The organism is Pasteurella sp. P03HT (genome assembly GCF_054052285.1).
Window position 1 is genome coordinate 55438 of record NZ_JBSIUM010000006.1, and the last position, 19445, is coordinate 74882.

At 38.9% G+C, this 19445-nt stretch carries 20 protein-coding genes and 2 tRNA genes; 4 read left to right on the forward strand and 18 right to left on the reverse strand.

Annotation, left to right across the window (positions count from 1 at the left end; all coding sequences use genetic code 11):
- The first annotated feature begins 76 nt into the window (after positions 1 to 76).
- Both ACWIT3_RS06300 and fbpC read left to right on the forward strand, forming a co-directional pair.
- Positions 77 to 2134, forward strand: coding sequence for an ABC transporter permease (locus ACWIT3_RS06300; RefSeq protein ID WP_457161916.1), 2058 nt, complete (start codon positions 77 to 79; stop codon positions 2132 to 2134).
- Between the two features lie 17 nt (positions 2135 to 2151).
- The gene (gene fbpC, locus ACWIT3_RS06305; RefSeq protein WP_457161917.1) at positions 2152 to 3201 is read left to right on the forward strand and encodes a ferric ABC transporter ATP-binding protein; all 1050 of its coding nucleotides are present in this window, start codon (positions 2152 to 2154) and stop codon (positions 3199 to 3201) included.
- A gap of 63 nt (positions 3202 to 3264) precedes the next feature.
- On the opposite strand, the gene rsmC is transcribed toward fbpC, so the two are convergent.
- Complete coding sequence (gene rsmC / locus ACWIT3_RS06310; protein WP_457161918.1) at positions 3265 to 4251, reverse strand: 16S rRNA (guanine(1207)-N(2))-methyltransferase RsmC; 987 nt, start codon at positions 4249 to 4251, stop codon at positions 3265 to 3267.
- A 75-nt stretch (positions 4252 to 4326) separates the two neighbouring features.
- Between rsmC and ACWIT3_RS06315 the strand changes: the two genes are divergently transcribed.
- Both ACWIT3_RS06315 and rimI read left to right on the forward strand, forming a co-directional pair.
- Positions 4327 to 4755 carry a DNA polymerase III subunit psi gene (locus ACWIT3_RS06315; RefSeq protein ID WP_457161919.1) on the forward strand — a complete coding sequence of 143 codons (429 nt, stop codon included), beginning with the start codon at positions 4327 to 4329 and terminating at the stop codon, positions 4753 to 4755.
- Positions 4733 to 5173: a ribosomal protein S18-alanine N-acetyltransferase gene (gene rimI / locus ACWIT3_RS06320; protein ID WP_457161920.1), complete on the forward strand. Its 441-nt coding sequence runs from the start codon at positions 4733 to 4735 to the stop codon at positions 5171 to 5173. Before ACWIT3_RS06315 ends, rimI begins: the two co-directional genes overlap by 23 nt.
- A gap of 23 nt (positions 5174 to 5196) precedes the next feature.
- On the opposite strand, the gene recC is transcribed toward rimI, so the two are convergent.
- The 17 genes from recC to ACWIT3_RS06405 form a co-directional block, all read right to left on the reverse strand.
- On the reverse strand, positions 5197 to 8583 hold the full coding sequence (recC, locus tag ACWIT3_RS06325) for an exodeoxyribonuclease V subunit gamma (RefSeq protein WP_457161921.1): 3387 nt from the start codon (positions 8581 to 8583) through the stop codon (positions 5197 to 5199).
- Between the two features lie 70 nt (positions 8584 to 8653).
- Positions 8654 to 8944: a DUF5374 domain-containing protein gene (locus ACWIT3_RS06330; RefSeq protein ID WP_457161922.1), complete on the reverse strand. Its 291-nt coding sequence runs from the start codon at positions 8942 to 8944 to the stop codon at positions 8654 to 8656.
- On the reverse strand, positions 8925 to 9587 hold the full coding sequence (locus tag ACWIT3_RS06335; protein WP_457161923.1) for a DUF2572 family protein: 663 nt from the start codon (positions 9585 to 9587) through the stop codon (positions 8925 to 8927). Before ACWIT3_RS06335 ends, ACWIT3_RS06330 begins: the two co-directional genes overlap by 20 nt.
- On the reverse strand, positions 9584 to 10294 hold the full coding sequence (locus ACWIT3_RS06340; protein ID WP_457161924.1) for a hypothetical protein: 711 nt from the start codon (positions 10292 to 10294) through the stop codon (positions 9584 to 9586). The genes ACWIT3_RS06335 and ACWIT3_RS06340 overlap by 4 nt, the downstream gene beginning before the upstream one ends.
- Before the next feature lies 1 nt (position 10295).
- Entirely contained in the window at positions 10296 to 10823 is a 528-nt protein-coding gene (locus tag ACWIT3_RS06345; protein ID WP_457161925.1) for a pilus assembly FimT family protein, read from the reverse strand.
- Positions 10824 to 11013: 190 nt separating this feature from the next.
- Positions 11014 to 11089, reverse strand: a tRNA-Lys gene (locus ACWIT3_RS06350).
- Between the two features lie 39 nt (positions 11090 to 11128).
- Positions 11129 to 11204 (reverse strand) — tRNA-Lys (locus ACWIT3_RS06355).
- A gap of 204 nt (positions 11205 to 11408) precedes the next feature.
- Positions 11409 to 11861 (reverse strand): peptidoglycan-associated lipoprotein Pal, encoded by a 453-nt coding sequence (gene pal, locus ACWIT3_RS06360; RefSeq protein ID WP_457161926.1) that lies wholly within the window; start codon positions 11859 to 11861, stop codon positions 11409 to 11411.
- A 20-nt stretch (positions 11862 to 11881) separates the two neighbouring features.
- The gene (tolB, locus tag ACWIT3_RS06365) at positions 11882 to 13174 is read right to left on the reverse strand and encodes a Tol-Pal system beta propeller repeat protein TolB (protein ID WP_457161927.1); all 1293 of its coding nucleotides are present in this window, start codon (positions 13172 to 13174) and stop codon (positions 11882 to 11884) included.
- Positions 13175 to 13218: 44 nt separating this feature from the next.
- Positions 13219 to 14409: a cell envelope integrity protein TolA gene (tolA, locus tag ACWIT3_RS06370; RefSeq protein WP_457161928.1), complete on the reverse strand. Its 1191-nt coding sequence runs from the start codon at positions 14407 to 14409 to the stop codon at positions 13219 to 13221.
- 16 nt (positions 14410 to 14425) lie between these two features.
- A complete protein-coding gene (tolR, locus tag ACWIT3_RS06375; protein WP_046338824.1) occupies positions 14426 to 14848 on the reverse strand; it encodes a colicin uptake protein TolR in 423 nt (140 codons plus the stop codon).
- Positions 14849 to 14921: 73 nt separating this feature from the next.
- Positions 14922 to 15611, reverse strand: a complete 690-nt coding sequence (tolQ, locus tag ACWIT3_RS06380; protein WP_457161929.1) for a protein TolQ — start codon at positions 15609 to 15611, stop codon at positions 14922 to 14924.
- Positions 15612 to 15636: 25 nt separating this feature from the next.
- Positions 15637 to 16041, reverse strand: coding sequence for a tol-pal system-associated acyl-CoA thioesterase (gene ybgC, locus ACWIT3_RS06385; RefSeq protein WP_457162016.1), 405 nt, complete (start codon positions 16039 to 16041; stop codon positions 15637 to 15639).
- Positions 16042 to 16168: 127 nt separating this feature from the next.
- A complete protein-coding gene (gene ybgE, locus ACWIT3_RS06390; protein ID WP_457161930.1) occupies positions 16169 to 16456 on the reverse strand; it encodes a cyd operon protein YbgE in 288 nt (95 codons plus the stop codon).
- Positions 16457 to 16461: 5 nt separating this feature from the next.
- Positions 16462 to 16560, reverse strand: a complete 99-nt coding sequence (locus ACWIT3_RS06395; RefSeq protein ID WP_155392676.1) for a cytochrome bd oxidase small subunit, CydX/CbdX family — start codon at positions 16558 to 16560, stop codon at positions 16462 to 16464.
- Between the two features lie 11 nt (positions 16561 to 16571).
- The gene (cydB, locus tag ACWIT3_RS06400; protein ID WP_457161931.1) at positions 16572 to 17708 is read right to left on the reverse strand and encodes a cytochrome d ubiquinol oxidase subunit II; all 1137 of its coding nucleotides are present in this window, start codon (positions 17706 to 17708) and stop codon (positions 16572 to 16574) included.
- Between the two features lie 14 nt (positions 17709 to 17722).
- Positions 17723 to 19285 (reverse strand): cytochrome ubiquinol oxidase subunit I, encoded by a 1563-nt coding sequence (locus tag ACWIT3_RS06405; protein ID WP_457161932.1) that lies wholly within the window; start codon positions 19283 to 19285, stop codon positions 17723 to 17725.
- Positions 19286 to 19445 lie beyond the last annotated feature (160 nt).

The window sequence follows — 19445 nt, forward strand, 5'->3', positions numbered from 1 at the left end:
TCATTTGATAACGTTATCATTCAATCGCGTCGTTTTACGATTGAATGATAGCTTCCTGCTTAATTAGAGGTTTTTTATGGAGCAGAAAAAACTATTTTCGTTTCATTCTCCTTTGCTTTGGGTGTTACTCGCCTTACTTGGTTTTGCGTTACTCCCATCAAAAGCATTAGATTATGGTCTTTGGGATTCCACTTCCGATGAATTAATCGAAGCGATGGGGTGGTATAATATTAACTTAAGTTGGGCATGGTTCCTGCCTATGCTCGCCTTTCCTTTCCTCACGTTTTTTGCACCTCAATCAAACACACAGCGTGCAAAAATAGAATTAGGGCTGATAGCCACGATTTTCTTATTTGTTTTTGTCTCTGCTACCGTGGCGAAATACAGCATGGGCTATTCGGTCATTGTACTGATGATCGCACTCTTAGCCTTAGCAACCAATGCCTTAGCACAATTAAAAATTATGCAAGGTGATAAATTTGTCATCGCCTCTCTCATCGCTATCGTGATGACAATTTTCTTCTTTATCGTCTATCCAACCTTAGCGATCTTACTTTCCATGTTCTTTGATAATGGAAAATTTGCCCCGCAACAAGTCGTTGATATTGTGCAACAGCCTTATGTATTACGTGTTGTCAGTAACTCTCTCGCCGTCTCCTCTGTCGTCGGGGTGCTTTCTACGATCTTTGGTTTAGCTTTTGCACTCTATACAACACGGATTGCTAAACGCACCGCATTTATCGGTAAAATCTTCTCGATCTTACCTATTGTTACCCCACCTTTCGTTGTCGGTTTAGGGGTAACCTTGATGCTTGGACGTTCAGGCTATGTGACCGCTTTCTTAGTCGAATATTTAGGTTTTAGCAGTAACTGGTTATATGGTTTTACGGGTATTGTCATTGCACATACTTTAGCCTTAACACCGATGTCCTTTATGATTCTTGAAGGCGCTTTAAAATCGATCCATCCGTCTATCGAAGAAGCGGCTTATACCTTGCGTTCAAATCGCTACCAAGCCTTTTTCCATATTATTTTCCCACTGTTAAAACCAGCTCTCGCCAACTCGTTCTTAGTCGTCGTGATCCAATCACTCGCGGACTTCAGTACTCCACTCGTCTTGGGCGGAAGTTTTGACGTGATTGCAACACAAATTTACTTCTATATTGCGGGTTCACAACTTGATTATGCGTCAGCCAGTACTTTAGGGACAATTCTATTAATGTTCTCCTTGGCGATTTTTGTCATCCAATATCTCTGGATCGGTAAACGCTCTTACGTAACAGTATCAGGTAAATCCTACCGTGGTGATGTTCAAGAACTCCCGAATGGGTTAAAAGGACTCATCGTGTTCTTCCTCGGCTTCTGGACGCTCTTTAACATCATCCTCTACGGTAGTATTTTCTACGGTAGCTTTACAGTAAACTGGGGGGTAGATTACACTTTAACCTTAAAAAATTATGAAATCTTATTTGGACAAGGATTCAGCGATGGTGCATGGCCATCCTTAATTCAAACAGTGATCTTTGCCGCCAGTGCCGCGCCAGTTACCGCACTATTCGGTTTGCTAATTGCTTACATCACTGTACGTCGTGAATTTAAAGGTAAGAAAACACTCGAATTCTTAACACTACTTTGTTTCGCTGTGCCAGGTACAGTGGCGGGGGTATCCTACATCATCGCATTTAACAGTGCGCCAATTTATTTAACGGGTACTGCGATGATTATTATTCTCTCTATGGTCATGCGGAATATGCCTGTTGGGATGCGTGCTGCGATTGCAGGATTAGGACAATTAGATAAATCCCTTGATGAAGCTTCACTCTCTTTAAAAGGAAGCTCTTTCAAAACGATTTGGTATATTGTCTTCCCATTACTAAAACCTGCATTATTATCTGCGCTCGTCACCAGCTTCGTCCGCTCAATGACAACGGTCAGCGCGATTATCTTCTTAGTGACCGCCGATACGCGTGTTGCAACATCTTATATTTTGAACCGAGTAGAAGATGGCGAATATGGTATTGCAATTGCTTATGGCTCAATCCTCATCGTTGTCATGATGGCAATCATTTTGTTCTTCGACTGGATTGTAGGTGACACACGTATTTCACGTTCTAAAGCGAAAAAAATGAATTAATTGATAGGTAGTAAAATATGAGTAACAATGATTTCTTAGTATTAAAAAATATCACAAAAGCTTTCGGTAAAGCGGTTGTCATTGATAATTTAAATTTAAATATCAAACGTGGCACCATGGTGACATTATTAGGACCATCAGGCTGTGGTAAAACCACCGTATTACGCTTAGTAGCAGGCTTAGAAAGTCCAACTTCTGGACAAATCTTTATTGATGGTGAAGATGTCACAAAATCGTCTATCCAAAATCGTGATATTTGTATCGTCTTCCAGTCTTATGCTTTATTCCCACATATGTCAATTGGCGATAATGTTGGCTATGGTTTAAAAATGCAAGGTGTAAGTAAAGAAGAACGTCAACAACGCGTCAAAGAAGCATTAGAATTGGTCGATCTCGCAGGATTTGAAGATCGCTATGTCGATCAAATCTCAGGAGGACAACAACAACGTGTTGCCCTTGCTCGTGCGCTGGTCCTCAAGCCTAAAGTTCTACTTTTTGACGAACCATTGAGTAACCTTGATGCGAACTTACGTCGTTCGATGCGTGAAAAAATTCGTGAATTGCAACAACGCTTGGGCATTACTTCCCTCTACGTCACACATGACCAAACAGAAGCCTTTGCAGTGTCTGATGAAGTCATCGTTATGCATAAAGGTAAAATTATGCAAAAAGCCCCAGCCAAAGAATTATACTTACGCCCGAATTCCCTGTTTCTTGCAAACTTTATGGGGGAATCCAGTATTTTCAATGGTTCCGTACAACAAGATCGCGTCACTGTGAATGGTTACCAATTTACTTTACCAACCGCACAACAGTTTGGTTTAGCCGATGGTCCATGTTTGGTGGGAGTTCGCCCAGAGGCTGTCACACTGAAACAAACTGGTGAAGAAACACAACGTTGTGACATTAAAAGTGCGGTTTACATGGGTAACCACTGGGAGATTGTCGCAAATTGGGGAGGTAAAGATTTGTTGATCAATACTAACCCAGAACAATTTAACCCTGACCAACAGGCAGCTTATGTTCATCTCTCTGAACATGGTGTATTCTTGTTGAAGCCAGAATAATATTGAGAAAAATAAAAAGGCAGATATATTCTGCCTTTTTTATTCGCTTTGCAGAAATCAGGATTATACGCTGACAGAATACACTTTAAATTTATTCGTCTTCGCTAATACCTGATGTGAGCCGAAATGGCGATCCAATAAATCAGGATAAGGCAAAAATGCATTTGCTACAATACGCAGCTCTCCGCCTTGCACTAAGTGCCATTTTGCCTGACGAATTAACGCCTCAACTGCACGATAAGCGGTATCAATTCCATCATGAAAAGGAGGATTTGAAATGATCAAATCGAATTTCCCTTCAATATGCGAAAACACATCACTTGCAACAACCTCACCAGTTAATTGATTTTCATCTAACGTGCGCTGTGCTGAGGCTAACGCCATGGCATGAATATCGCTCATCGTTAATGTCACGTTAGGTGACTGTTGCTTAATATAAGCGCCAATCACTCCAGCCCCACAACCAATATCTAACACCTTACCGCGAAGAGTTTGATCAAGCGTAGAAAGTAACAGGTCTGTCCCAACATCCAATTCCTGTGCACTAAATACACCAGGCAAACTATAAATTTTTAATCCATTTAACTGAGGGTGCACGTAAGTTTTCCAATAGGAATCTAACGAAAAGTGCGGTTGTTTTTTTAAACAAAAATGATATAACCCACAACGACGAGCAGAATCAATTTTTGCAATATCACCATAAGGCGACAACATGTTTTCTACAGAACGTACGCCACAACGATTTTCACCGATGATCAGTACTTCTTGCTCAATTGGAGCATTCGCCAGTAGCTGCATTAATTGAAACTGTACTTCTTGTTTATTTTTAGTCCAATAAAAAACGAGCAATTCTGCATTTTTCTTCGCTTCTATACCAAAGTCAACGCCATGTTTATTTTGTGCATAGTCAAAATACGCACTCCATACTTGTACTGACTTGGCAGGGATCTGCGATGGAAAATCATCACGGATTCCTCCCGCAAAAAGCACTGACTTATTATCAAAAAATGAGAGATGGCGTTGTAGCACTTGGCTTTCAAGAGAAATCACGCTGTTAATCCTGTCCGTTATTCGTTAAAATTAAAAACATTATAAAGGAAAATCCTATCGCAATGAAGAAATAGCATGAATAGACGAGATCTTCTATTACAAGAAATGGGCATGACACAGTGGCAGTTGCGTCACCCCGAACGTTTAAAAGGCGTGGTCAACATCCATGTTGCTGCCCCTATTCGTCTCATCATCATCACAGACTCAGCAATCAAACAAGATACATTGCTCCAAGATGTGTTACGTAGTTTAATGCTAGAAGAACAACATTATTTATTGATCAATTTTCAACAAACTGCACATCTGAATATCACACATCCCCTGTATTATTGGCTACTGAGTAATCAAACAGAAATCATTGAGCACACACTCCCTTTATGCCAGTCTGCTGAGGCAATTTGGCAATCACCAGATTGGTCTCAATTTAAACAAAATCACCATGCCAAACGCCAACTTTGGCAACAAATCCAAGCGAGCAATTATGCAAGTCAGTCCAATTACTGAATCCGATTTTGAATCGCTTTTCGCTATCGAACAAGCCGCTCATGTGATCCCTTGGTCAAGAGGCACTTTCTTAAATAATCAAGGTGAGCGCTATCTTAATCTTAAATTAGTTCACCAACAACGCCCCGTTGCATTTGCCATTTGTCACACAGTTTTAGATGAGGCTACCTTATTTAATCTCGCCGTGGATCCGCATTTCCAAGGGCAAGGTTTTGGTAAATATTTACTGAATGCATTAATAAATCAATTAAAAGAACAAGGGATAATCACCTTATGGTTAGAAGTGAGAGCATCCAATACTGCCGCATATAAATTATATCAACAGCTTGGATTTAATGAGGTAGACATACGTAAAAACTATTATCCCTTGCCTGATGGTACACGCGAGCATGCTATTGTCATGGCTCATTATCTTTAGTCCATTGTAGTAGAGAAAACGTACTACGAGGAAAGCTGTGTAATCATCAACTTGAACCACGCTCTTGTTCGTTCATTAATCTCATTTAATAGCGTTTCATCCCATTCTTGCTGTGCGAGTATTCGTTGCCAGTAAATATCCCCTGTTACATAATCATCTGTTTGCCCAAGTTTATGTAACATCACCAAAACTCGCTGAAAATCGACCGCACTATCTTCTTCGATAGTCTTCAAGTAACTGTTAAGATTTACCGTAGGAACAAGTTGTAAATCGTGATAACTCTGTACATAACTTTCCGCATAAACACAGAGTTGCGCAAATGCTCGTTCTCTTATACTCAGTTCATGGTTTGACTCTAATGGTTTAAATGTTTTCTGTCCTTCTTTGCCATAATAAATGGGAGGTTTACACACTTCTGAGTCAGACAACACACATTGAACTAAATAATAAATCCATGCTTCAATCACGTGTTTATCTTTAATACTTCCGACTCGCCAACTAACACGGCGATTATCATAAAGTTGTCCAATTTGTCCCGTTAAACGTACATGACCTAGACTGGTTGGTAACGCTAAATCAACAGATAAAATTTGCTCATCTTGTGACACGTAATCTGCAATCGTATTTCTTAATGCTTGAATACTTTCTTTTTGTTGTTGTGCATAAATTTGCGCAAATTCACCGCGTGGTAAAATCCCTTTCACTTTTAATTGAGCGAAAAATGTCTCAATCTCTTCATCTGAACAATAGACTAATTGCTCATTAATGAGGTATTGAGTCAAATTATCCAAAGTAAAGTTTTCGCTTTCTGGGATACTTGTTTCCTGTTCTGTGAAAGATACTCCTAAACGACGTTTAAAGAAGAATGCTACAGGATGTTGTACAAATGCAATGAAGTCTGACAAAGCGATCTCACGATCCTCATCAAAAAATGGTTGCGCGATGGGTTGGACAAAGTTGTCATACGTTTGCCTTTTCTGCAATGCGGCTAAAGGTAGCCATTGTTTTGCAAAAGAGCGGTAAGCCCCCTGAAAATTATCAGAGCTAAATGCCGTCATGGGATGCTGCTTAACTAACCTTTCACGCCAGTCTATACCGTTATCTTTGGGTAATTTATCCGCTAAATAATCTAATAACTGGCTGACTAAAACGGAAGGTTCTTTTATTTGGTTATCAATAATAGAACGCCCAACAAAACTGACATAAAAATATTCTTGTGCTGAAAGCAGCGCTTCAAGGAATAAATAACAATCATCATCACGGCGAAAGCGATCACCTTTACGACGATCATATTGCATTAAATCAAAACTATTCGGGATTTGTTGACGTGGATATTCACCATCATTCATCCCTAATAAACAAACTACTTTGAACGGAATAGAACGCATTGGTAATAACGTACAAAAATTTACTTTGCCAGCTAAAAAACGCATCGTATTCGGATGTTCCGCTAAAGCAGAGCGTAATACTTCTGCCAATACCTCACTTGTCAAAACCTGTTCAAAATTCGTTTTTTTTATGCTCTCAATAACCTCCCCAATCACCTCTTGCAGATAAAGTAAAAGAGAGGCATTGTTTTCATCGAGGAAGAAAAAGTCAGTTAAACATGCCGTTAATCGCACATGCCATTGTTCAATTGTCTGCGGCAGCTGCAAATCTTGATGCCATTGAGATAAAGTTGCTAAAAACTCTGCTAATCGCCCAGTTAGCTCCCCCTGTAAGCCGTAACTGCTATCAAAAGCCAAACTCTCTTGCCAGATGCCATTCTCTTCTCTCATGGCATACCCCAATAACATACGCTCTAATCCTGCCTGCCAAGCATTGTAATTAGGCTGTGTTTGCCCAGTTTCCTGTTTATCTAAGCCAAACCGAATACCAGAATGCGTCACCCAATGACGAATCTGCGCTAAATCGACCAGTTCAATTTCAAATTTGGCACGAATCGCGGGAATATCTAATAAGGTAAGAACCTCTTCTGCGCTAAATTGATTTTCATTGAGTGTCAATAAACGCAGGAAACTTGCAATTAACACATCTTGTTCAGATAAAGTCGTATCAGAAATAGAAAACGGAATCGACGTTTGTACATTCTGGCTTTGTTGACCAAATACTGCTTGAATATAAGGCGTATATTTATCGATATCTGCGACCATCACAACGATTTCTTTAGGGGTTAAATCTGGATCCTGTTGAAATAAATGCAGTAAATAGTCATGTAATACCTCAACTTCACGCATTGGGCTATGACAAGAATGGAAAGTCAATGTGCGGTCATTTTCAATAAAATTAAGTGCACGCTGCCCATTTAAATGAAGAATACGCGATTGAACCTGTGACAATAGATGTGGTTCAGATAATGTCGTATACGCATCAATGCTCTGTACATTATCACGTTGTTCTAATTCTGTAAGTAAATATAAAAAATCACGTCCAAGCTTTCCCCAACTCGATAATAAGGGATGCCCGATGAGAAACTCATCATGTTCATTATTCTGTTCAGCAGACTCAAGGACTTGTTTGGTCAATACTGGAGTAACGCGATGTGAAAAATAAGATGTCCGTTGTAATGAACTTAACTTACGAATAAACCGTGTATCAATAAGATCTCCCCAGTATTCGCGACAACCATTTGTAAAAAAGAAATGCACATCACAATGTAAGCTCATCGCATAAAGTGTTTCTAAATACCCTTTTGGTAATGCTGAAATCCCAAAGACAAATAAACGAGAGGGCAGTTTCACCCCATTCCCCTGCCGCAAATGCATTAAAAACTGCTCTTGTAAATTCGCACGATGAATAGGCATTGCAAGATGGGTATGAGACTGGATATCCGCCACTAAAGCACGCCATAATATCCCTTGCCAACGAATATCTTGAGTAAGTTGCTGAAAAAATGCTTCATTTGCAAACAAAGACGGGGAACGAAATAATGCGCTCACTTCTGCATCACGATCGGCCTCCCATGACGAAATCCACTCAGGACGATATACTAAGTATTGGTCAAATAAATCTGCAATTTTATGAGCTAATTGATAAAGCTTTTGCTGCTCAGATTGAACAGAAGACGCTAAATAATAGCGTAGCGCGTGAAATTCAGGTTGTTGTAAATAAGTCGGAATCAAGCGCATTAACCGCCATGTCATAGAAACTTTATTAAAGTGCGTCTGTGATTCGACATTCGGCAAATTTTCTGCATATTGCTGCCAAATAAAACTCGCTGGCATTGGAAATTCAATATTACTTGCAATCCCTTTTTGCTCCGCGATTTTCCACTGTAGCCACTGAGCCATACCTGGACTTTGTACTAAAACCACTTCAGATTGAAATGGATCATCAAGCTTGTTTTCCATTAAGCTTAATAAAATATTTTTTTGTACATCAAGATCATTTGAATAGTAAATGGTAAACACAGGACGCCTTATTTCAATCCAGTTATCAATTTCGTTATTCTTCCGTACTTTATGCCCTCTCGCAACCCTTTTACAAACTTATTTCTGTGAAATGAGAACGAACCGTCACCTTTTCTGATTGACACTGAACTTGAAACGTTATGTCATTTTGAATAACTTTCACCTCGCAAGCCAAACCTAAAAATTGCCGTTGTTTCTGATTAATTGCAATTTGCGTCGCTTGAAAAGTATGGTAAATATGCAAGGCAGAATGACGCTGATGAGCTAACCACTTGTTTACTGATAAAAACACAATGCTAAATAACGCTAACACCATCAATAGTGACAAAAATGTCATCCCTCTATAATGGGTTAAAATCATGCCAACTTTTCTCCATGACTTGCCAACGACTCAAATGTTGTAGCCAATATTCAACAGTAGATTTATGATAAGTTATCTTTACTGAGGAATCGACGGTCAATGTCCCTGCGGTAATCACAGTCCCCATGATTTTTCCTTTCCCCCTGATATGTAAATCGCCTTCGGCAATGATGACAGCATGTTTATTTCCTTCTATGTCCCATGTATTGTTCTGTGCAGTCAACCAATATAAATCAGGAGCCGTTGAGTCAACACGATGAAATTGCTGACGAAACGTATCGATATTATGACGATGAATAAAATGATCAAATTTTTGTTCATTTACCGCTGAACGAGGGGGATACTTAAATAAAAATAAACGATAGCACCACACATATTGACTATTTTCGTGAAGTTCAGAAAAGGAAAAACGAAATCGGTGACTTTTTTTATCGGACAGTAAAGGCAACGTATCACATACTCTGTTTTTCTGTAGCTGACTCAATTGCTGTAAGGACCAAGATTGCTTTACATAAGATGAATATTGGTGAGTTTGTAATGAATACAATTGCAATAACGTCTCATTAAAGAGAAGAAAAACCGTTAATACACTACTCAACACTAACAATGTTGTTAATGTCACAACACCTCTCTGTCCTATCATTTTTCCCCTGAATTAAGCAGAGGTACCACAGCAGATACCTCATAAGTCACTATGGGTGATCTTTTTAACGCTCCTGCTAAATACACTTCAACACCTTGCTTTTCTGCAAGCCAATTAAAACGCAAAGCGTGAATGTGGTATACCGTTTTGTCCAACAAATCAACCCAACCGCCTTTCTCACATGCTTGCTTTTGTAAGTAACTTGAACATTCAGATGAAGAACAACGAGAATTGACCCCATTCTTATACGTGAGTCGTGTTTCAATCATACCTGCATTTAAACGATAGCCAAACAATTCTCGCTCAATATGCTGCGTATTATTATGCTCCTTACTCACACAACTGCGCCCCTTAAATTTTTCTCCAACACATCCATTCATATCCAAGTCATAGAAAAATAGTGCACAGTTAAATTGATTTTGTTTACCTAATGTAAAAAGCTGCAAGCTATGACCATCATCGGCTTCAAACAAATGTAAATTCGTCTTTTCAGTTTTCTCCGAAAAAGCACGAAACCCTGCTCTTCTGAGATCTTTTACGATTAATTGCATCACATGCTGCAACTCAAACTGCAACTGCAAGCGTAACAAGAGCGTTTTATTTTGGTACTGACTCTGGCTATAAAAAGAAACTAAAGTAAAAAGCAATAAAGAAGATAAAGACAAAGATAAAAGCAAACTCATCAGTGTATAGCCTTGATATCTCATATTAATTCCTCGTTGCTGTCTCACAAGCACTGAGCGATTGGTGTTTTTTTAATTTAATACTTCCAACATTAAACAGCGAAAATACCACCTTCAAATCACTCGCCTGTAATGTAAAACAACTTGTCTCTAACGTATCACGAATACCATTCAAACGACTCGTTTCTTTAGGATAAACATGCTTACTGATTAGCATGCTATGTAATGCGGAGTTAGGATAATAAAACATAGCTGTATTTTTTGGGCCACAATGTACAGAAGCTAAACAATCACACGTATCTTCTGTTTTGACCTGAACGCTAAGACACCACGTATGTTTTACTCGATCTTTACTAACGATTAATAACCATACTTGTTGTGATTGTGCTACACGCATTTGAGCACGGCGTAAAAACAAAAATAATCTATTTTGTTCTTGCTCAAAAAGTTGCTTATGTTGTATTTCTTTCCAAGAAGGGAAAGCAATCAATAGTGTACCACTCACTATAAATAGCACGATTAACATTTCTATTAAGGTAAACCCTCTCTTCATAGTTATCCTTTTTACAACATAATTTACGGATAAATATTTAGCAAACCGAGTAAACTCATCGGATTTTGCGAGACAGATCGCAAAAATAATGTTGATACGAGCCAAAACAAAGCATAAATAGAAAACAATATGAGTAAGGGAAAGGATAATGACTTTGTATAGCGGAAAATTGTGTAAATATTTCAATAGATGGTGGGTCGTGAAGGATTCGAACCTTCGACCAACGGATTAAAAGTCCGCTGCTCTACCGACTGAGCTAACGACCCATTTGCATTTGACTGCTAGGACTGATTATGCACTTTAAGTGGTGGGTCGTGAAGGATTCGAACCTTCGACCAACGGATTAAAAGTCCGCTGCTCTACCGACTGAGCTAACGACCCATCTGCATATCATTGCGTAACGGAGGCTTATAATACTGATTTTATTTCAAGAATCAATAAAAATTTTAATTTTTTTATTCGTTTGTGCGAATAACCAACAAAAATAAAAATTTTCATGTCATTATAAGCAGAATAAAGCGAGCTTTTATGACGAGTAAAAAAATAAGGGTCTATATTAGACCCTTATTTCACAAATTAATATGATTAGTATGCTAACACAGCACGACGGTTTTTAGAATATGCTGCTTCATCGTGACCTAACACAGCTGGTTTTTCTTCACCGTAAGAAACTGTTGATACTTGTCCTGCTTGAACACCTTTAGCAGATAAGTAATTTTGTACTGCATCTGCACGACGTTGACCTAATGCGATGTTATACTCTGGTGTACCACGCTCATCAGTATTACCTTCAACAACAACTTTAGTTGCTGGCATCGCATTTAAAAACGCTGCGTGAGCATCTAAAATTTGAACATATTCACCTTCGATATTGTATTTATCAAAACCGAAATAAACTGTGTTATAACGTTGTTGTAAATCTTGTACTGAATAGCCACCGAACATTTGACCTGCGCTTTCATCTTTTTTAGATGAGCCACAAGCTGCTAACATAGCAACAGAACCAGCAACTAATAATACTTTAGTTAATTTTTTCATTTTTCTCTCCTCAGAGTTTTTTATTTAGTTAAATATGGTGACCAAGCTGGGAATTTAACTTGTCCATCATTTCCTGGTAACCTTGCTTTAAAACGACCATCAGCGGATACCAATTGTAGCACCTTTCCTAGCCCTTGGGTAGAACTGTAAATGACCATAATTCCATTTGGCGAAATACTAGGACTTTCATCCAAGAAAGTGGAACTTAATACTTCTGTTGAACCAGAAGCCAAGTCTTTTTTCACAATATTATCACCACTAATCATGATCATAGTGCTACCATCGGCAGTAATTTGCCCACTATAACTGCGACCTCCCACGCTTACTAATGATGCACCACCACCGGTAGCACTCATTTGATAAACTTGTGGAGAGCCGCTTCTATCAGATGTGAACAGGATCGTTTGTCCATCTGGGGACCAAGATGGTTCAGTATTATTACCTGCTCCTCTTGTTAATTGCGACACCTGTCCACTACCTAAATTCATTACATAAATATTCAATACACCATCTTGTGATGATGCGAACGCCAATCTTGAGCCATCTGGAGAAAATGCTGGTGCACCATTATGACCTTTAAAAGAGGCTACCACTTTACGTGCACCAGAACCTAAATCCTGCACGACTAACTGTGACTTACGATTTTCAAAAGACACATAAGCTAATTTTTTACCATCATGTGACCAAGCTGGCGACATTAAAGGTTGAGCGCTGCGATTGACAATAAATTGGTTAAATCCATCATAGTCTGACACCCTTACTTCATAAGGTTGTGAACCACCATGTTTTTGCACGATATAAGCAATACGTGTTCTAAATGCGCCTTTAATTCCAGTCAATTTCTCAAATACTTCATCACTTACTGTGTGTGCACCATAGCGTAACCATTTGGTTGTCACCGTATATTGATTTTGACTTAAAATCGCGCCAGCTGTGCCTGTCGCACCAATCGTATCCACAAGTTGATAAGCAATATTAAAACTTCCATTAGCTGGAGTCACTTGTCCGACTACAACCGCATCAATACCAAGGGATGCCCATGCCTCTGGGTTGACCTCAGATACAGTTGTAGGCTGTTGTGGCATTCTATTTACTGGAATCGGATTAAACTTTCCGCTATTACGTAAATCAGAAGCAATAATATCCGCAATATCTGCTGGCGGCGTGCCAGGACCATTCCATTTAAACGGTACCACAGCAATAGGGCGAGCACTGTCTACCCCTTCATCAATTACAATTCTTACTTCTGCTTGTGCAACACTTATTATGCCTAGTGAAAGGAAAAATAAGATAAAACGCATCATTAATTTCATAAAATCACCTATCTTAACCATAAGAACAAACTTACACACCAAATTTATCTTAATTTAAAATCAACTGGCACTTTTTTGTATTTATTATAAATTTCATCGGTCGGTGCTGGTGGCACTTTTTTTGTTCGAGCAACCGCACTTAATGCGGCATGACAAATATCATCAGGTCCTGATACACGTCGATAATTCGCAATCGTTCCATCTCGCAAAAACTCCACTTCAACCACACACACTTTATTTGCAAAACTTGGCTCTTTTAAGAAACGACGTTGAATTTCTTTTTTGATCACACCTGCATATTGATCACCTGTTTTGCCGCCATCTCCCGCACCTCTTGCTGCGCCTGTCCCTTGCGACCCTTGACGGTTTGCATTCCCCCCAACACTGGCAGAACCACCTCCGATATCACCGCCATTCATGAAATCATCTAAGGCAGCTTGTTCCGCTTTACGTTGTGCATCTGCTTTCGCTTTTTCCGCTTTAGCTTTTGCTTCTGCCTTAGCTTTTTCTGCTTTTGCTTTCGCTTCTGCCTCAGCTTTGGCTTTCTCCGCTTTTGCTTTCGCTTCTGCCTCAGCTTTGGCTTTCTCTGCTTTTGCCTTCGCTTCTGCCTCAGCTTTGGCTTTCTCTGCTTTTGCTTTCGCCTCTGCCTCAGCTTTGGCTTTCTCCGCTTTTACTTTCGCTTCTGCCGCTGCTTTAGCTTTAGCCTCTTCTTCCGCTTGTTTTGCTAAGGCAGCTAAGCGTTTCGCTTCTGCTTCTGCTTTCAATTTTGCGGCTTCTGCCGCCTCTTTTGCTTTTGCCTCGAGTTCACGTTGCTTTTCTAGCGCCTCTTGCTTGGCTTTTTCTTCTTGTTTTTTCTGTTCAGCTAACTGTTTTAAACGCTCAGCTTCTTTTTGTTTCTCTAAGGCTTGCTGTTTTTCAATTTGTTTTTGATATTCAATTTCTTTCTGACGCTCAAGCTCTTGTTGTAATTTCTCTTGTTGTTCCTCTATTACTTCAGGTCGGGTTTGCGTCTCAGTTTGCCCCTTTTTCTGCTGTTGTAATCTTCCCCACTCCTGTGCCGCTGAACCTGTATCGACCATCACGACATCAAGCACCTCACCATTGCCTTCACCACCACCCATGATATCGACCTTATGATAGAACGAGCCGAGTATGAGTAAGCCAAACAAGATAGCGTGCAAAATGATAGAAATCATCACAGCACGAATATCTGTATTTTGTCGCTTCGTTTGCACAATACTCCCTATTCTATCAAATTGGGTTAGTCATTAATCCAACAGACTTAATGCCTGCAAGATGGAGTAAATTTAATGCTTTAATGACCTCTTCATAAGGTACATCCTTTGCACCACCTACTAAAAATAACGTATTGTTATCTTTTTCAAATTCTTGTTTAGATAACTGTGTTACCATTTCTTCAGTTAAATTTTCAAGACGCTCAGCACCAATTGATAGCGTATATTGACCGACTCCTGATACTTCTAAAATAACAGGAACCTTATCTTCATTAGAAACCTCTTGGCTTTGTACTGCATCAGGTAATTCAACTTGCACACTTTGATTAATAATAGGGGCAGTTGCCATGAAAATCAGTAAAAGGACTAATAATACATCCAAAAAAGGAACAATATTAATCTCAGATTTCACATCTCTGCGTTTACGACGATAAGACATCGATACCTCTAAAACTTGTTAAAATCGACCGCACTTGGTTAAGCAAAGCACTGTCTAAAATAGTCTAATCTAATTAATGTGTTCCATTCTTGCCAAACGCTTGGCGATGTAAAATAGTCGTGAACTCATCAATAAAATTACCATAATTCTGTTCCAATTTACTTACACGTAAACTTAAACGGTTATACGCCATCACCGCTGGAATAGCCGCAAATAGACCAATAGCGGTGGCAATCAGTGCTTCAGCGATGCCTGGTGCGACCATCTGTAATGTCGCTTGTTTAGCACCACTCAACGCCATAAATGCATGCATAATTCCCCACACCGTACCAAATAAACCAATATATGGGCTAATAGAAGCTACTGTTGCGAGAAATGGTACGCGCGTTTCAAGTTCTTCAACCTCACGATTCATTGCTAAGTTCATTGCACGTGAGCTACCTTGAATAATCGCCTCTGGCGCATTCGGGTTAGCTTGTTTTAATCGCGAAAACTCTTTAAAGCCAACATAAAAGATTTGTTCACTACCTGTTAATCCATCACGGCGATTTTCTAGTCCTTCAAATAAACGATTTAGATCCTCACCAGACCAAAAACGATCTTCAAATGCAGCAGAATCTTTCAACGCTTTAGTTAAAATTCGGCTGCGTTGAATAATAATCGCCCATGACATAATTGAAAAAATAATTAAAATTACAATAACAAGTTGAACAACAATACTCGCTTTTAGAAATAATTCTAAGAAGTTCAAATCGGCAGTCATTACATACTCCAAGAGAGGTTTATAGCTAACTCACCAATGCGGCTTTCATTTCTGTTGGAATGGGCATTGGTTTCATTTTTCCAAGATCAACACAGGCTACTTTGACAGTAGCCTCGCATAAAATCAGTTCGTTTTTCTTTAATTTCTGAGTAAAAAAGAGAGACGCTCCTTTTACTTCAGTTATCATTGTTTCCACAAGCAGAAGATCATCTAACTTGGCAGGGAAACGATAATCAATATTCATTGTTTTGACAACAAAAGCCACTTGGCGTTCGTTTAATAATGCATGTTGTGAAAAATGCAAATGGCGTAAATATTCTGTTCTTGCCCGTTCAAAGAAATGTAAATAACGAGCGTGATAAACAACACCACCTACATCAGTGTCTTCATAATAGACTCGAACAGGAAAGTTAAATACTTTTTCTGACATCATTCTATTCCTTTCGATTACTAAAATTTAACCAACTAAATCGGTGGCGTATTTTAGAACTTGTGTGAATGATAAGCAAGTCCCAAGCAATGACAATAATAAAATATTTTACTTTACAGACAACCAATTAGGCTACCCAGCTAGTATAAAATGCCAAAATTACGGCACCATAACCAAACAAAGGAGAAAAAACCAATTGCCAAAAAGTTGAATGAATCTCAAATCCCATCCCATGAATCCACAAGATACCAGTCCCCCAAATGCTAAAGAGTACAACTATTGCTGGGGCTGCACGTAAATGGGTGGAAAAATCATGAATATTCAAAAAGAAACATAATGTAATGAAAATGGCTAATATAAATGAAAGGGTTCTTAACGAACCCTTATTAAAGATTTGATAGAGAGAATTAATCATGTAGATTACTCATCAAATTTACCAGTTTTTTCAATACTGATAGTAATCATCGCAGCTAACATTACCGCAAACAAAACACCCAATACCCAAATAACGTAAAACATAATATTTCTCCTTAGTATAATGAGTTTTTGTTTTGTTCAATAAATTCACTATCAAGTCTACCAAACATTTTCCAGTATGCCCAAATTGTGTATGCAAGTAAGATAACGACAAACACAAGAGCAAAACCTAACATTAATGTTAATGTTAATTTACTTGATGTTGAATCCCACATTAATAAGCTTAACTCTGGATGCGTAATTGATGGCATAACGAATGGGAACATAGAAACCCCAGCCGTTAAAATTACACCAGCCATAGTTAATGATGAGAATAAAAATGCGAAACCTGAACGATTAGCTTTCGATACTAAAATATTTAATAGGGCACCGCCAACAGCAAGTAAAGGGAAAATCCATAATAATGGCATCTCTTTATAGTTATTGAACCAAGCACCTGTTTCAATAGCAACTGTTTTACCGAATGGTGTTGATTGTGCATTATGATCGATCACAGAAGTCACAACAAAACCATCTTTGAAATACAACCAAACACCTGCAAGAACAAAAGTGATTAACGTAGCAAGTGCACCGACTTGTGTAATCAGACGAGCACGCTCACGTAGCTCATTAGTTGTTTTCATTTGTAACCATGCAGCACCTTGAGTCGTTAACATGGCTAAGCTCACTAAACCACACAGTAATGCAAATGGGTTTAATAACGCGAAGAATGAACCCGTATATTTTACTTGTAATAATTCATTGAACTCAAATGGCACACCTTGTAATAAGTTACCGAATGCAACGCCGAAAACTAATGAAGGTACAAAACCACCAATAAATAATCCCCAATCCCATAATGTACGCCATGTTGGATTATCAATTTTAGCGCGATATTCTAAACCGACAGGGCGGAAGAATAATGCAGCTAGAACTAAAATCATCGCGATATAAAAACCAGAGAATGACGTTGCATAAACGATTGGCCACGCCGCAAACATTGCGCCGCCTGCTGTTAATAACCAGACTTGGTTACCGTCCCAGTGTGGTGCGATTGAGTTGATCATGATACGTTTTTCCACTTCTTTTTTACCGGCAAATGGTAATAAGTTAAGAACGCCCATGTCAAAACCATCAGTTACTGCAAAACCAATAAGCAATACACCGATCAAGATCCACCAAACAAAACGTAGAATTTCATAATCAATCATAATCAGGCTCCTGCTTATTTAGATGATTGCTCAAAATAGTAGCGACCTGTTTTTAATGAACTTGGTCCTAAACGACCATATTTGAACATTAAATACATTTCAACGACAAGGAATAATGTGTAAAGTGCACAGATTAAACCAATAGAGAACCAAAGATCACCTGTTGTTAATGCTGAATTCGCCACACCTACTGGTAATACTTCATAAATTGCCCATGGTTGACGACCATATTCAGCTAAGAACCAACCACTCTCAATTGCGATCCATGGAAGTGGAATACTCCATAAAAGTGCTTTTAAGAACCAAGGTTTTGTTCCTACTGTTTTACGCATATTTTGAACAAACGCACCAACAATAAGAAGTAACAATAATCCACCTGCGGCCATCATGATGCGGAAAGACCAGAACGTTGGTCCAACATTTGGAATTGTATCTGCAGCAGCTTGTTTAATTTGCTCTTCTGTTGCATCAACCACTTTATCTGTGTAACGTTTTAATAATAAGCCAAAACCAAGATCTTTAGATACCGCACTAAATTGTGCTTTAGTGTCTTCGTTAATTTGACCCGCTTTTTTCTGTGCTTGTAATTGTTGTAACAAGTCGTATGCTTGAATACCATTACGTACACGTTCTACGTTTAATGCTTCTAAATCTGCAAGACCTGCAAATTGTTTATCAAGAGAACGCGTCACAATAATCCCTGCGGCATAAGGAATTTGGAGAGCGAAATCATTGCGTTTTTCAGCTTGATTCGGCACAACAATCATATTCCAATCAGCTGGTGCAGGTTGTGTATGCCATTCCCCTTCCATTGCAGCTAATTTCACTGGCTGAGTTTGACCAATTTCATAACCAGACTCATCCCCCATGATCACAACAGAGATAATTGAAATAAGACCAAATGTTGAAGCGATTGAGAATGAACGTTTTGCAAAGCCTAAATCACGGCCTTTTAAAATATAATAGGCACTGATCGCTAAAACGAATATTGCGCCACTTACGTAACCCGCTGATAACGTATGTAAGAATTTACTTTGTGCAACTGGGTTTAACCATAAATCCATAAAGCTGGTCATTTCCATTCGCATGGTTTCAAAATTAAACTCAGAAGCAACAGGATATTGCATCCAGCCGTTCGCCACGAGGATCCACATCGCAGAGAGGTTAGAACCGAAAGCAACACAGTATGTCGCTAATAAGTGTTTCGCTTTTGATAATCTATCCCATCCAAAGAAGAATAAACCAACAAAAGTGGATTCTAAGAAGAATGCCAATAATGCTTCAATTGCAAGAGGCGCACCAAAAATATCGCCCACATAATGAGAATAATATGACCAGTTAGTACCGAACTGGAATTCCATTGTAATACCAGTGGTTACACCTAGAGCAAAGTTAATACCAAACAACTTACCCCAGAATTTTGTCATATCTTTATAAACTTCTTTGCCTGTGGCTACATAGAGCGTTTCCATAATCACGAGGATAAAAGATAATCCCAGTGTTAATGGCACAAACAAAAAGTGATATAACGCAGTTAATGCAAACTGCAATCGAGAGAGTTCAACAACGTCCAACATCTCAACTCCTTGTAAATGCTACAAGTCCTCACAACATGATTACAAAGTAATCACCCCAATACTTAAAGAAATCCCCTAAGTTGACCCCTTGAATTGCCTTCACAATCACGACTATAAAACGAAAATGAGATTTCACTTTCACAGCGGACAGCACATCATT

Excerpts from the sequence above, each read along its gene's own strand:
- ACWIT3_RS06300 (WP_457161916.1), top strand. The coding sequence starts at position 77 with ATGGAGCAGAAAAAACTATTTTCGTTTCATTCTCCTTTGCTTTGGGTG.
- fbpC (WP_457161917.1), top strand. The coding sequence starts at position 2,152 with ATGAGTAACAATGATTTCTTAGTATTAAAAAATATCACAAAAGCTTTC.
- ACWIT3_RS06315 (WP_457161919.1), top strand. The coding sequence starts at position 4,327 with ATGAATAGACGAGATCTTCTATTACAAGAAATGGGCATGACACAGTGG.
- rimI (WP_457161920.1), top strand. The coding sequence starts at position 4,733 with ATGCAAGTCAGTCCAATTACTGAATCCGATTTTGAATCGCTTTTCGCT.
- ACWIT3_RS06330 (WP_457161922.1), bottom strand. The coding sequence starts at position 8,944 with ATGATTTTAACCCATTATAGAGGGATGACATTTTTGTCACTATTGATG.
- ACWIT3_RS06335 (WP_457161923.1), bottom strand. The coding sequence starts at position 9,587 with ATGATAGGACAGAGAGGTGTTGTGACATTAACAACATTGTTAGTGTTG.
- ACWIT3_RS06340 (WP_457161924.1), bottom strand. The coding sequence starts at position 10,294 with ATGAGATATCAAGGCTATACACTGATGAGTTTGCTTTTATCTTTGTCT.
- ACWIT3_RS06345 (WP_457161925.1), bottom strand. The coding sequence starts at position 10,823 with ATGAAGAGAGGGTTTACCTTAATAGAAATGTTAATCGTGCTATTTATA.
- pal (WP_457161926.1), bottom strand. The coding sequence starts at position 11,861 with ATGAAAAAATTAACTAAAGTATTATTAGTTGCTGGTTCTGTTGCTATG.
- tolB (WP_457161927.1), bottom strand. The coding sequence starts at position 13,174 with ATGAAATTAATGATGCGTTTTATCTTATTTTTCCTTTCACTAGGCATA.
- tolR (WP_046338824.1), bottom strand. The coding sequence starts at position 14,848 with ATGTCTTATCGTCGTAAACGCAGAGATGTGAAATCTGAGATTAATATT.
- tolQ (WP_457161929.1), bottom strand. The coding sequence starts at position 15,611 with ATGACTGCCGATTTGAACTTCTTAGAATTATTTCTAAAAGCGAGTATT.
- ybgC (WP_457162016.1), bottom strand. The coding sequence starts at position 16,041 with ATGTCAGAAAAAGTATTTAACTTTCCTGTTCGAGTCTATTATGAAGAC.
- ybgE (WP_457161930.1), bottom strand. The coding sequence starts at position 16,456 with ATGATTAATTCTCTCTATCAAATCTTTAATAAGGGTTCGTTAAGAACC.
- ACWIT3_RS06395 (WP_155392676.1), bottom strand. The coding sequence starts at position 16,560 with ATGTTTTACGTTATTTGGGTATTGGGTGTTTTGTTTGCGGTAATGTTA.
- cydB (WP_457161931.1), bottom strand. The coding sequence starts at position 17,708 with ATGATTGATTATGAAATTCTACGTTTTGTTTGGTGGATCTTGATCGGT.
- ACWIT3_RS06405 (WP_457161932.1), bottom strand. The coding sequence starts at position 19,285 with ATGTTGGACGTTGTTGAACTCTCTCGATTGCAGTTTGCATTAACTGCG.